Origin of the sequence: Psychrobacter sp. 4Bb (assembly GCF_002836735.1) — a bacterium.
Taxonomy (GTDB): domain Bacteria; phylum Pseudomonadota; class Gammaproteobacteria; order Pseudomonadales; family Moraxellaceae; genus Psychrobacter.
Window position 1 is genome coordinate 1 of the sequence record NZ_PJAS01000075.1, and the last position, 13,760, is coordinate 13,760.

A 13,760-nucleotide genomic window follows, 5' to 3' on the forward strand; every position below is an offset into this window, starting at 1 on the left:
TTAAGTCTGAACGATGCTTGAGATAAAAAGCATAAAATAAATAGTCTACTTAGGGCGTGTCCTCAATTCAAACGAGTATCCTCTAAATGGGCTAAAAACAGCTAAATTTTGCCAAACATCGTCAAATAGTTGGTCAATATCTCGATATTATCTGCACTATTTTCCTCGTTTGACGGCAATTTATCTCATTTTTATCACCATTTTTAAAATGAGGACACGCTCTAGTACCACTCACTAATTTTTTATACGAATAGTTTTTATAAAAATAGTATGGGTAGACAGTACAGCGGTTATAATAAAGTAGTTGAGACTCATTATCAATATAAATGATAATGGTTTTTATTAACAGCACTTGTTATATTAAACGCAACGTATCATTTGATGTAAAGATAAGATTCATAGTAGTGAGGTATAAAAGTAGGTAACGTTCATAGAAATAAGCGTTCTGATAAATAAGGCTACTAAGCAATGTCACGTGTCAGAGATGTATTAAATAGCGAAAATATTGTAAATTATTATTGATAATAATTATCGTTTGCATTATTATCTACGCCATTCTACTCTGAGTAATAAACATTAGGCTGTTATGAGTTCAACGGATTTAGACGCGCCACCACTTAAATCGTTATTGCTAGCTATTGTTGCAGTCTTAGGACTCCATGTGCTTGCCGCAATTGCACTAGTGGCAATAAAAACGCCTGAACTCAAACCTGAGCCAAAAAAAGAGATGTCACCACTTGAGATAAAGTTTGTGTCATTACCGGCAAAAACGCTCTCAACTGAAGTAGAAAAGCAAACAGTCACAGCCAAAAAAGAAGTACAGCCTGAGGTACAAGTTCAGCCAGTGCCGCAACCTGAACCAAAGCCTAAAGAGCCGGTTAGAAAACCAAAAGAGACACCAGTAAAACCAAAAGAGCCTGTTGTAAAAAATATAGAGCCGAAAGTGACGCCTGTGATAGCGTCAGAAAAGCCTCGTCCTGATACCAGTCAAAAAGTAGCCCCAAAAGAGCCGCTACCGAAACCAAAGGTTGATAACTCAGCAGCTGAAGCACAACGTCAAGCAGCTGCCCAAGCTGAATCAGAGCGCCAAGCCAGAAAGGCTGAGCAAGAAGCGCAAGCTAGGGCAGAACAAGAAGCCAAAAGAGTCGCTGATGTCAGAGCTGCCGCTCAAGCGAAGGCTGCCGCAGAGGCCGCCGCTGCACAAGCAAGAGCTGAGGCAGAAGCAGCAGCTGCTTTAGCACAGAGTAATGAGCCTGTGAGCTTCACTGCTAGCTCAGCCAACTGGGCATCTGCGCCAAACTTTAGTTTTCCTGAGCGCGCTGCCCGTAGAGCTCGTTCTGGTGATACGCTCAACGTTGTCTTGGTATTACGAGTCAACAAACAAGGCGGCATCGATAACGTGCGAGTTGCTCAATCATCAGGTAATCCGCTAGTAGACAAAGAAGCCCGACGTCAAGTGCGATCTGGCAAGTTCAAACCCTTTACTAAGAATGGCGTACCCGTGGTAGGTGATGTAACCCTACCGATCAGTTACGCGGTTCCTTGATAGCTCATACTTTATAACAACGTATTTATTAATCATTTTTCATTATAAAACTAAACATGGTATTTACCTCAGTATCATGTAATGGCATTACACATTAAGGAGTCTGACATGGACTTTATGCAATACTGGCAGATCAGCGACATGGTGACAAAAACGTTGTTCTTTTTGTTGCTTGCGTTATCTATTCTCTCTTGGGTGACAGGTATCGTCCGCGTATTGCAAAGCCGTAAGCTGGCGACCAATGTAGCAGATGATTTGAGTCAGCAATTACAAGCCAAACAGTCTGACTTGGCTGGTACTGATGCTGCCACTCGCCGCTTGGTGACTGAGCAGACTTTGCTCAAGCATATCGGTCGCTATCGCTTTGCTAGTGAGCGCGGTCTGCCAATTCTTGGTACGACGGCAGCGATTGCACCGTTCATCGGCTTGTTTGGTACGGTATGGGGTATTTTCCATGCCTTGCACAATATCGGTATGAGTGGTCAGGCAGGATTGGGGCAGGTTGCAGGGCCAGTCGGTGAAGCTCTAATTATGACAGGTCTTGGTATTGCAGTAGCGATTCCAGCCGTGGTGTTTTACAACCTTGCAGTACGTATCAATCGCCGCATAATGTACCAAGCCAACGACAGAGCGCATGATCTATTGGCGCAATCAACGGGTCTTGTGGATACTACCAAGGTAACCGCGAGCCATGCTGCTAGCGCCTCACAAGTGCACGCTGCACCAAGCAGTCGTTCAACGACGAGCGAGACTCAGCATACCAATAACTACAGTAATTCTGTGCCAAAGCAGCTATAGATAGTGTTGATCTTGCAAGCATTAAATCTGCCAGCGCTAGGTCTGTAAAGGCTCAAACGACAGGTCAAAAAACGGCTTGGCTGTGTGAAAATAACCAAAAGCATTGAGAGTAACTATGGCATTTCAATTGGGTGATGATGACGTACGAAGCATGGATGAGATGAACCTCATTCCGCTGATCGATATCATGCTGGTATTGATGATTATATTTTTATTGACAGCGACCGTGCTGAATCCGACGGTGCCTTTAGATTTGCCAGAGACTAGTGCCGCGCTCAATGAAACGCCGCCAGAAGCGATCCAAGTCAGCATTGATAAGGACGCGGGAATATTCTGGGATAGCGACCCAATCAGCATGGAAGAGTTAGAGACACGCTTGCAGCAACAAGGCGCGACTGGTAAGAATCCAGCAGTACAGTTACGTGCAGATAAAGAAGGCAAGTACGATACGGTTGCTCAAGTTTTGGCAGCGGCAAGTAACGCTGGACTGACCAAAATCGCATTTGTGAATGAGTAGCTTAGTAGCTAAATACTGAATAACTTAAGCATTGAATAGTTTAATCACTGTGAGTTAGTACTAGTAGCTTTAACTTTATATGAGAAAACTGGCTAGATAAATCAATAGCCCAACCAGCAAGACAACCAACACCGCTATAATAAAAACAATTAAAATAATAAAATTTTCTCCAACCTCATTAACTACTTAAACCTCAAATTAAGTCGTTAGTGAGGTTTTCTTTTTTTACCAGCCGTAGCCAAATGGACGATAGCCGTAACCGAAGCCTGCATGTCTGTAGCCAAATGGGTAAGGTGAGCGTAAGTAGTCGAGATCGCGCTGACGAATATAATAGTAGCGCCCTTGAGAGTAAGCTTCTTCTAACTTCTCAATACCTTCTAACGGACAGACAGGTTGCCAGTCATAGCCTTCGCGGCCGAGCTTATAAGCATTCAGCTCGGTACAGTAGTTTTTGAGACCTTGTTGACGGCCTTGCTCCCATTGGATACGGTTAGGGCTAGCACCGCCGACACTAGCGCAGCTATTGGTATAGTGACCGAAGTAGGCACCTGAACGCCCTTGCGAGCCATCAGCGTAGCCAACTTCTTGCCAGTTACTGCTTTGACATTGCTGCGGCGTTAGGCTCTGAGTCGTGGCACAGCCTGATAATGTCAGTACGACCGCGCCAAGTAGCGATAGACTCATGCCTGTTTTGCTAATGACTCTACTCATCAGCTTGCGAGCGTGATAAGCGCCCGATGAGTTTGACTCAATAAGATAATTCATAATAAACCTGCGCGCGTTTAAAATTATGGTTTATCATAGCACTTTTTTGAGCTAACCACTTTTCATATCTGGTTTTTATAGCGTACTGTGCTCGGTAAGTTTATATACGCTAAATAATTGATTTTATAGTATAACTAGCTAAATTATCATATGCTTTGAAAGCACTTGCTGTACCGCAATTGGACGACAACGCTTGATTTTTAATGGTTCGTGCTCATTATAAGCCCTTATATATCGTTGTTTAATATCCTGCTAACCGCAAAACTATATGTACTATTTATAAATAACGGTTCATTAGCGATATTTACCGCTATATCTCTTAGTATCTTTTTCATTTAGTCAAAAGGCCAGACCATCATGGGAACATTGATTGGCGTTATCATTGTACTATTCGTATTAGGGAGTATGATGGCGCTCAAACCGAACGGTATCGATCAGCGTTTGGATAAGCTGCGTATGACCGCGCGTCGTTTACAACTCAATCCAAAGCTCGTTTCGTGCCCTGACTGGATCAAAGGCCGTGATAATGAGTATGGCCGCGGTATGCTTGGACAATACTGCCTGATATTTGAAGACACTAAACTGCCGCATACCCGTTATCAAGTGATTGATGGACAGTGGCGACCAGACAGCGGTTTTGTTGATACCAGTACAGATGATAAGACGCTTACTATTCCCAGTGCGATTCGTTCTAGTCAAATCAGCAATAATCCAGTAGTCAAAAAGACTGACTTTAGCTTGGATCAAGTGCCGTTGGAGCTGCCAGTAAGTATCGAACCGTTTGTTAAAGGTCTATTGACCAAGGCCAATAGCATTATTATTTATTGGGAAGATATTGCTTATGTACGTCCAGCATCTAATCCTACGTACCATCAAAAACGGATTGAAGCGGACTTATTAGTGCTCAAAGAAAACCTTGAGAAGTGGGCGCTACAGATGCAAAAACAAGCATAAACCTAGTAAAGCGTTTTTTCGTCTCCATTAAAGGGCAATATGCAAGCGGTTTGTCATATTCCAATTATTTAAAGTTGACAGTTTAACACTTAGCAGTGTAACGTCTTTATAACTATATCTTTATTTTATGGTTATTATTTGTTTTATAACCTTTTTTATCAGCAGCGATTATTACTATAAATAGCTGAACCATGGTCAAACCATGAGTATCCGCTTCCATAAATTGCCGTGCTGCTGAATTTAACCTTACTTTTAATTTACTTATATTATGGTGTCGTCAAACATGGCAAAAACCACAACCAAAAAAAGTCCAGCACCAGCTGCTGACAGCCCAAAGGGTAAGTCTTTGGTGATTGTAGAATCACCAGCCAAGGCAAAAACGATTAATAAATACCTTGGTGATGACTTTATCGTACGCTCAAGTATCGGTCACGTCCGTGATTTGCCGGTCAGTGCGAGCAAAAGCGCAAAGAAAGCAACAACCGCTAAAAAAGATGACAGTCTGACCAAAGAAGAAAAAGCGCAACAAGCACTGGTACGCCGCATGGGTATAGATCCAGAGCATGATTGGGCGGCAGTCTATGAAGTACTACCGAACAAAACCAAAGTCATCAAAGAGCTTAAAGCATTAGCCAAAGATGCTGACAAAATCTATCTAGCAACGGATATGGATAGAGAAGGGGAAGCGATTGCTTGGCATCTAAAAGAAGTCATCGGTGGCCCTGATAGCAAGTATCAACGTGTGGTCTTTAACGAGATTACCAAGTCAGCTATTCAAAGTGCGTTTAAACAGCCTTCAAAATTAGACATTGACCGCGTGAATGCGCAACAAGCGCGTCGATTCTTGGACCGTGTTGTCGGCTTTATGGTATCGCCACTATTATGGCAAAAGATTGCTCGCGGACTGTCTGCAGGCCGTGTACAGTCAGTCGCTATGCGCTTGGTCGTTGAGCGTGAGCATGAGATTCGAGCTTTTATTCCAGAAGAGTACTGGCAGATTCATGCGGACACGCACATTGCTAATGGTAAAGCCAAAAAGACCTCAGACGCTGAGCAAATTGGCATTCGATTAGAGGCGACCAAACAAGGTGGCAAAACGCTAAAGCTTGGTAATAAAGAGCAAACCGATAAAGTCCTAGAGATACTCAAAGCAAGCGATTTTATCGTCAAAGAGCGTGAAGAGAAACCAACGCAATCACGTCCAAGCGCGCCATTTATTACTTCAACCTTACAACAGGCTGCTAGCACGCGCTTAGGGTTCTCTGTTAAGAAAACCATGATTTTGGCGCAGCGTTTATACGAAGCGGGTCATATTACTTATATGCGTACCGATTCGACATTCTTATCAGGTGACGCGCTTGCTGCTGTCCGTGGTCATATCGAAGACAGCTATGGCGCAAAGTACGTACCAGAAAAACCAAATTTCTATGGTAACAAGCAGGGCGCACAAGAGGCGCATGAAGCGATTCGTCCTTCTAACGTCAATATGAAGTCAACGCAGCTCAAAGGTGTTGAGCGGGATGCAATACGTCTATACGAGCTAATCTGGCGTCAATTTGTAGCGTGTCAGATGTTACCTGCCAAATATTTATCAGTGAACCTGTTTGTAGGCGCAGATGATATCGAGCTAAAAGCCCGTGGTCGTACCATGGTATTTGATGGCTTTACTAAAGTCATGCCACCAGCGAAGACTGATGACACCTTACTGCCTGATGTCAAAAAAGGCGATAAGCTAAATCTAGATAAGCTAGATCCAAGTCAACACTTTACTAAGCCTGCACCTCGCTATACTGAAGCAAGCCTAGTAAAAGAGCTTGAGAAAAAAGGCATCGGTCGTCCATCGACGTATGCTTCAATTATCTCGACTATTCAAGATCGCGGTTATGTGAAGCTTGAAAATAAGCGTCTGTTTGCCGAAAAAATGGGTGATATTGTCACCGATAGATTGACGGCTAGTTTCCCAGACTTAATGGATTATACCTTTACTGCTGCGTTAGAGGACAAGCTCGATCACGTGGCAGAAGGTGATCAAGATTGGAAAGATGTGCTTGATAATTTCTATGGTGAGTTTAAAACCACTCTAGAGCGTGCCAAAGAAAAAGACGGTATGCGTCCAAACGATCCAACTGACGTGCCTGATGTCCATTGTGATATTTGCGATCGTCCGATGCAGTTGCGTACAGGGTCAACAGGTGTATTCTTGGGCTGTACTGGCTATAACTTGCCGCCAAAAGAGCGCTGTAAAGGTACCAAAAATCTAATGCCAGTCGAAGCATTCGCCAATCTAGATGATGCGGAAGGTGATGACGAAGCGGCAGAAGTTAAAGATTTGATGGAGAAAAAACGCTGTCCGAAATGTGGCACGGCGATGAATGGTTACATCGTAGATGGTGGTCTCAAACTACACATTTGCGGTAACAACCCTGATTGCGATGGTTATATTCTAGAAGAAGGCAAGTTTGAAGTTCCAGGCTCAGATGCACCAACTATTGACTGTAATAAGTGCGATGGGCAGATGGAGCTTAAGACAGGACGCTTTGGTCCGTACTTTGCTTGCCAGAACTGTGATAATACTCGTAAAGTACTAAAAACAGGCGAAGCAGCGCCGCCTCGTATGGATCCAATCCATCTGCCAGAGCTAAAGTCGACCAAGCATGATGATTATTTCATTTTGCGTGAAGGGGCGGCTGGGATGTTCTTAGCAGCGTCTAAGTTCCCGAAAGTGCGCGAGACACGTCCGCCAAAGCTGGCTGAGCTACGAGAAATTAAAGATAAAATGGAAGACAAGTTCCAGTATCTGTTTGCAGGGCCAGATGAAGATCCTGAAGGTAACCCAACCATCTTGCGCTGGTCACGTAAGAAAAAAGAGCAGTATATCGGCTCTGAAAAAAACGGCAAGGCCACACGTTGGGGTGTGTACTGGCGTAAAGGTGAATGGGTAGAAGAGTAACTATTGTGAAATCCAATATAGTGTTTTTATAGCGTCAGACTCATTTGATGTACTACAGGTACGATTTGCATTGGTCTTTCTTGTATTAGCTTTATATTGGCTTCAACGAACCTAATAGTTACTTCCAATAAAAAACCCTCTTATAATTTAAGAGGGTTTTTTTGTGCTTATAAGATTTCTTTTAAGCCATTTCTACGTTTGCAAACCTAGCTTAAGTCTATAGGTTTGGACAGTATTAGTTTTTTACGATGATACCGCAACCAATACGATCGCCTGCATTACCTGAAGGCTGACTGGTATAGTCGTCAACGCCAGCATGTACGATAAAGGCCAAACGATTTACGCTGTATTTACCTGCTTCAGTCGCTGCGATTTTCTTATTCACATAGTTAATAGTAGCAACACCATCTTCATTAGCAGTTAAGTTTGGCAAGTCACCAGCATGACCATTCATGTCATCTGGATTAGAGTGTGGCTTGTTGTCTGGGTTGAAGTGACCGCCTGCTGCTTTACCCATGACGTCACAGCTACCTGTTTCGTGGATATGTAATGAGACAGTTCTACCTGGCTGTAAGTTAGTGAGTTTACCGTAAACTTGGACGCCGCCATCAACTGGACGTAAGAAAACTTGACCGACTTCTTTCTTCTTACCATCTACTGTTTGTATGGTTGATTTTAGCGTTGGCTGTGCTAAAGGATTGCCTGTTTGCATTTGGCTTTCTACCGTTTGGCAACCAGTCATTGCTAACGCTGAACCGCATAATAGGGTACTTGCAAGTAATGTCTTATTCATTATTATCTCCAATTGTTTGAGTTGTTATTTTTAATCTTCATTAAAGCCACGAATATCTATCGTTATTGTTCTATAAAATCGTTGTCAATATTCGTTAACATCGGAGTCAGTATAGCCAAGCTAACTCTATATTTATTCATCAAATGCGCAACAATCAGTTAATAAATGTAAGTATTGTATGGGTTTGAAAAACGAAGTAGCATAAATAATTTTGAAATTAAATGGCTTTAAATGTGTGAGAACCCTATTAAGAAGGCTACGAACTGCAAGCAAATGAATAATAAACAGGCATAAAAAAGCCGCCCATCATTGTGATAAGCGGCTTCTTAATCTATAGGAGGAGTTTAATAAAAATTCAATTAATTGTGCAGTGCTTTACCAGAGGTTTTATCAACAGTCACTTTGGCAGGTTTGATTGGTGTTGGCATACTCACCAAAGCAACCTTTAAGATTTCCTCAATTGTGGCAACTGGCTGAATGGTTAGGCCTTCTTTCACGTTATCAGGGATATCAGCCAAATCTCGCTCATTGGTCGCTGGGATCAAGACGTGCTTGATACCGCCGCGATGTGCCGCCAGCAACTTCTCTTTAAGGCCGCCGATACGTAGGATTTTACCGCGTAAGGTAATCTCACCTGTCATCGCAATATCTGGACGGATAGCGATACCTGTCAACGCAGAGACGAGCGCTGTCGTCAGTGCACCACCAGCAGATGGGCCGTCTTTTGGCGTGGCACCTTCTGGCATATGGACATGGACGTCTGTTGTTTTAAATGTCTCGTAGTCGATACCTAAGCTGTCACCGCGAGCACGAACCACGCTCATGGCTGCGCGAATAGACTCTTTCATCACATCGCCGAGTGAACCAGTAAAGCTAAGCTCACCTTTACCTTTCATGCCGACTGCTTCGATGGTCAATAACTCACCACCGACTTGTGTCCAAGCAAGTCCAGTAATACGACCAATCTCAGGCTCTTCTTCAGCCAGACCGTAGTCATACTGATGTACACCTAGATAGTCATCGATGTTTTTGTCATCGACTGTCACTAGCTGACGTTCTGCTTTTTTCGGAGCACGCGCGCCATGAGTTTCAACCGAACCGCGAACCACTTTACGGCAGATCTTGTTCACTTCACGCTCAAGGTTACGCACACCTGCTTCACGGGTATAGCTACGCACGATACTGTGCAAAGCTGCTTCAACAATCTCAATTTCACCTTCTTTAAGACCGTTTTGCTTAATCGCTTTTGGCACGAGGTACTTCTGTGCGATATTGACCTTTTCTTCTTCGGTATAACCAGGTAAGCGAATGACTTCCATACGGTCAAGCAGCGCAGGCGGAATATCCATACTGTTAGCAGTACAGATAAACATCACTTGCGACAAATCTAAGTCCATATCTAAATAATGGTCGTTAAACGTATCGTTCTGTGATGGGTCCAATACTTCAAGCAACGCTGATGCTGGATCACCGCGGAAGTCTTGCGCCATCTTATCGATTTCATCCAATAAGAACAGCGGGTTTTTGACTTCTACCTTGGCAAGTGACTGAACAATTTTACCTGGCATCGCACCGATATAGGTACGGCGATGACCACGAATCTCTGCTTCATCACGTACGCCACCAAGCGCCATACGCACAAACTTACGACCCGTGGCACGGGCGATAGATTCGCCTAATGAAGTTTTACCAACACCTGGAGGACCGACGAGACATAAAATCGGGCCACGAAGTTTTTTCACGCGTGACTGCACGGCGAGATATTCTAAGATGCGGTCTTTTACATCTTGTAGACCGTAGTGGTCTTCGTCTAATACTGTTTTGGCTTTGTCTAAATTGATAGATACTTTGGTCGTCGCATTCCACGGCGTGTCCAAAATCCATTCAATATAGTTGCGTACCACTGACGATTCGCTTGATGCAGGTGGCATCATTTTGAGCTTTTTAAACTCTTGCTCAGCTTTTTTGCGCACATCTTCCGGCAGGTCAGCATCTTCTAAACGCTGCTCTAACTCAGCAACATCATCTTCACCATCGAACGCACCGTCATTCATATCTGACAGCTCATTTTTGATGGCTTTCATCTTCTCGTTCAAGAAGTATTCGCGCTGATTGTCTTCCATTTGCTGACGGACAGCATCTTGAATATCTTGTTCGATATTTTGCTCAGCACTTTGCTTGACTAGATATTCAGTCAAAGTGTTGATATGCGTTTTGATATCGTCTTCTTCTAAGAAAGACTGTTTGATATCAAGATCCATCGACACACGAGTTGAGATGAAATAAACCAACTCAAGCAAGTCGTCAATACGTTTGGCCACACGAGTCAGCTCACGTGCATTACGAAGTCGCGCATCTGCATAGCTTTCAAATAATGTAGTTAACGCTTGAATGGTGTTTTTCTGTTGGCTCTCATCCATGCTGACATCGAGGTCGGCACGTTCAAATCTCGCCATTAATAAATCATCATGACCTTCTATGTTATCGACACGAGCGCGGTATTGACCTTCGATCAATACCTTGATGCAGTTCTCATCGCTGTCATGTGGCATAGTGCTGACGATGCGACACACCGTACCGTACTGATACAAGTTATCTTGATCAATATCTTCGGTCAGTGAGTCTTTTTGCGCGACTACCAGTACTTTGTTGCCATACTCAGCCTGTGCCAACTCAACCGCTTTCACCGATGGCGCGCGTCCCACAAACAATGCAATCTGCATATGTGGATAGACGACGACGTCGCGTAATGCCAGCAATGGCAAATAGTTTTCATCTTCATTGTCTTTAACAGCGTCAGATGAGGCATTTAACGCATCCGTAGATGAGCTTTCTGTCTCATTATTCGCGTCAGCACTGATGTTAGCGTCAGTGTCAATATTTACATCAGACGTCGTGTCAGTGTTCAGGGCAGATGATACATCGATGTCGATGTTGTCTTTATCAATATTATGTTCACTCATATGTTTTTCCTCGTTCCCCAGACTTGTAAAGTCAAGTTCGTGGTTCATGTTTAGATAAATGGTGCTCACGAAAAAAATTGCAAGGCTGATTGGTGAAGTCGTCTGCTTATCTTTGTTAAATAGTTATCTGAGCGTCCAGTTATTAATGCAATTAATGTGGGTAACGATGTATCGTCAATGGTATGACTGGTCTATGAATAATAAAGACAGTCAGAAATTATAGAAGAGGGTTTAGATGTATAGGTGATATTTGGCTACCTATGATGATGTCTAATTGGTTCTATGCGTAGGCTTTATACCCAAAATAAGGTAAACTGGCGCGCGTCTAAAACAGGCTCTCATATTGAGACGTTTTAGACAACAGGGCGATATTCATTAGTTTCAATATTCATAGGTCTCACTAAGACCAAAGTATAAAGAACAAGGGGCAACACATGGCCATCAATGCAGTATTGCTAGCAGTTATTATTATGCTAGGACTGTCACTTTCGCGAGTGCACGTGGTGCTCAGCTTATTAATCGGCGCGCTGGCAGGTGGACTGCTAGCCGGTCTCGGCATTACTGATACGCTCAATGCTTTTCAAGAAGGCATCCGTAATGGCGCAGAAATTGCGCTGTCGTATGCACTGCTTGGGGCGTTTGCGGTAGCGATTGCTCATTCGGGCTTGCCGCAATCGTTGGCAGGCGCGGTCATCAAGCGTATTGATGCTGCTGGCACGAGTGGCATGATTAAGTACATGCTGTTTGCAGGCCTCATTACCATGAGCTGCTTTAGCCAAAACTTAATCCCTATTCATATTGCCTTTATTCCATTACTGGTACCGCCACTATTATTAGCATTTAATCGCATGCAGATCGATAGACGCCTGATTGCTTGTCTGATTACTTTTGGACTGGTCACCACCTATATGTTTATTCCTTATGGCTTTGGTGACATCTACCTCAATCAGATTATGCTAAAAAACGTGGGTGAAGCGGGTATTGATGTTGCCAATATTTCTGTGGTGCAAGCCATGGCGATTCCTGCGTTAGGTATGCTAATTGGTTTGCTGGTTGCCGTATTTATCAGCTACCGTAAGCCACGTGCATATCAGCAGATTGCAATAGATCAGCAAGCGCATGATGCCGTAGTAGAAGGTGATGCATTAAGCAAAACTGCCGCTGGTGCACAGTCGCAAAGCAAGCTAAAGACGCTAGTAGCACTGGCTGCTATCGTGACTGCTTTTGTGGTGCAGTTATATACTGATTCGCTACTACTTGGCTCAATGTTTGGCTTTGGCGTGTTTATGGCGACGGGCGTGGTGAAGTGGCGTGATGCTGATGGCGTCTTTAATGACGGTATCAAGCTGATGGCGATGATTGGCTTTATTATGATTACCGCGCAGGGTTTTGCTGAGGTAATGAAAGCCACTGAGCAAATTCAGCCATTAGTCGATGGGGCAGCGTCACTGTTCGCTGGTAATAAGGCAATGGCCGCATTTATTATGCTATTGATTGGTTTGATTGTGACCATGGGCATTGGTTCTTCATTTTCTACCATTCCTATTTTGGCTGCGATTTATGTACCGCTATGTATCTCGTTAGGGTTTTCGCCATTGGCTACTGTGGCGATTATCGGTACGGCTGGCGCGCTAGGTGATGCGGGTTCGCCTGCGTCAGATTCGACATTGGGGCCAACCTCTGGTCTAAACATCGACGGTCAACATGACCATATCAAAGACAGTGTGATACCAACATTTTTGCATTACAATATTCCGCTACTGGCATTTGGTTGGATTGCAGCGATGGTGTTGTAGGTGATTTGGTCAGCCCTTTAAATCAATCCAAGTACCCAACAAAAAAGACGCTTATCGGTAAGCGTCTTTTCTTGCATTAGTTATAGGACTGTTAGAGTAATTAAATTAAACGGTTCTCTTAAGTACCGATATCTTGCTTTATACTTTCTATATTTTTGCGCAACAGATATACGAAAAACAGCGTAATGAAGGGGTCATAAACATGATCTAGTCTCAAATCGCCATTGATGTATTCAACAATAGCCAACGCAAACAAAGACAGCAGAATAAAAGAAAAGCATTGAGATATAGGAACCAAAAAACGTAGAAAAGATGTGCTGCTAGAGGGCTTTATATGACGTATTTCAATATGGGTGCTAAGTGCGAAGGTATAAAATGCTGCAAGCGCTAGCAAAAAGGTTCTTAGTTCAGCAAAATCAAAGCCGTTGTAATCATAAATATAAGCCGAAGGCGTGGCCAAGAGTAATAGCACGAACAGATAAAAACAAACTTGTAGCGAAGAGGGCGACATAAACTCTTTTTTTACTTTGTCCACGATCAACGACCTATACTGTAATGATAATTATTTGCGATAATTATAGTTTATAGGCCATGTAGAAACAATAGTTTGGCAATAAAAAGCAAGCATCGATCAAATCAAACCACTCTATAACCGCGTTTCTTCAAATTATGCTCTAT

General features: G+C 43.4%; 10 protein-coding genes. 6 read left to right on the forward strand and 4 right to left on the reverse strand.

Annotation, left to right across the window (positions count from 1 at the left end; translation table 11 throughout):
• The first annotated feature begins 586 nt into the window (after positions 1-586).
• The 3 genes from CXF60_RS12740 (at position 587) to CXF60_RS12750 (ending at position 2,861) form a co-directional block, all read left to right on the forward strand.
• The gene (locus tag CXF60_RS12740) at positions 587-1,546 is read left to right on the forward strand and encodes an energy transducer TonB (RefSeq protein WP_102092236.1); all 960 of its coding nucleotides are present in this window, start codon (positions 587-589) and stop codon (positions 1,544-1,546) included.
• Between the two features lie 108 nt (positions 1,547-1,654).
• Positions 1,655-2,344, forward strand: a complete 690-nt coding sequence (locus tag CXF60_RS12745; protein WP_101205179.1) for a MotA/TolQ/ExbB proton channel family protein — start codon at positions 1,655-1,657, stop codon at positions 2,342-2,344.
• A gap of 115 nt (positions 2,345-2,459) precedes the next feature.
• Positions 2,460-2,861, forward strand: coding sequence for an ExbD/TolR family protein (locus tag CXF60_RS12750; RefSeq protein WP_025651314.1), 402 nt, complete (start codon positions 2,460-2,462; stop codon positions 2,859-2,861).
• A gap of 225 nt (positions 2,862-3,086) precedes the next feature.
• Here the strand turns inward: CXF60_RS12750 and CXF60_RS12755 are convergent, their stop codons facing one another.
• Complete coding sequence (locus CXF60_RS12755) at positions 3,087-3,626, reverse strand: DUF2799 domain-containing protein (protein WP_228707131.1); 540 nt, start codon at positions 3,624-3,626, stop codon at positions 3,087-3,089.
• 357 nt (positions 3,627-3,983) lie between these two features.
• Between CXF60_RS12755 and CXF60_RS12760 the strand changes: the two genes are divergently transcribed.
• On the forward strand, positions 3,984-4,580 hold the full coding sequence (locus tag CXF60_RS12760; protein ID WP_102092237.1) for a hypothetical protein: 597 nt from the start codon (positions 3,984-3,986) through the stop codon (positions 4,578-4,580).
• Positions 4,581-4,863: 283 nt separating this feature from the next.
• Positions 4,864-7,530: a type I DNA topoisomerase gene (gene topA, locus CXF60_RS12765; protein ID WP_102092238.1), complete on the forward strand. Its 2,667-nt coding sequence runs from the start codon at positions 4,864-4,866 to the stop codon at positions 7,528-7,530.
• A 235-nt stretch (positions 7,531-7,765) separates the two neighbouring features.
• Here topA and CXF60_RS12770 read toward each other — a convergent pair whose 3' ends face one another.
• Positions 7,766-8,323: a superoxide dismutase family protein gene (locus tag CXF60_RS12770; protein WP_057761216.1), complete on the reverse strand. Its 558-nt coding sequence runs from the start codon at positions 8,321-8,323 to the stop codon at positions 7,766-7,768.
• A 359-nt stretch (positions 8,324-8,682) separates the two neighbouring features.
• Positions 8,683-11,286, reverse strand: a complete 2,604-nt coding sequence (gene lon / locus CXF60_RS12775; RefSeq protein ID WP_228707132.1) for an endopeptidase La — start codon at positions 11,284-11,286, stop codon at positions 8,683-8,685.
• 434 nt (positions 11,287-11,720) lie between these two features.
• On the opposite strand from lon, the gene CXF60_RS12780 reads away from it, so the two are divergent.
• Positions 11,721-13,082 (forward strand): Na+/H+ antiporter family protein, encoded by a 1,362-nt coding sequence (locus CXF60_RS12780; protein ID WP_101205176.1) that lies wholly within the window; start codon positions 11,721-11,723, stop codon positions 13,080-13,082.
• Positions 13,083-13,200: 118 nt separating this feature from the next.
• Here the strand turns inward: CXF60_RS12780 and CXF60_RS12785 are convergent, their stop codons facing one another.
• The gene (locus CXF60_RS12785) at positions 13,201-13,617 is read right to left on the reverse strand and encodes a hypothetical protein (RefSeq protein WP_101205175.1); all 417 of its coding nucleotides are present in this window, start codon (positions 13,615-13,617) and stop codon (positions 13,201-13,203) included.
• Positions 13,618-13,760: the final 143 nt, after the last annotated feature.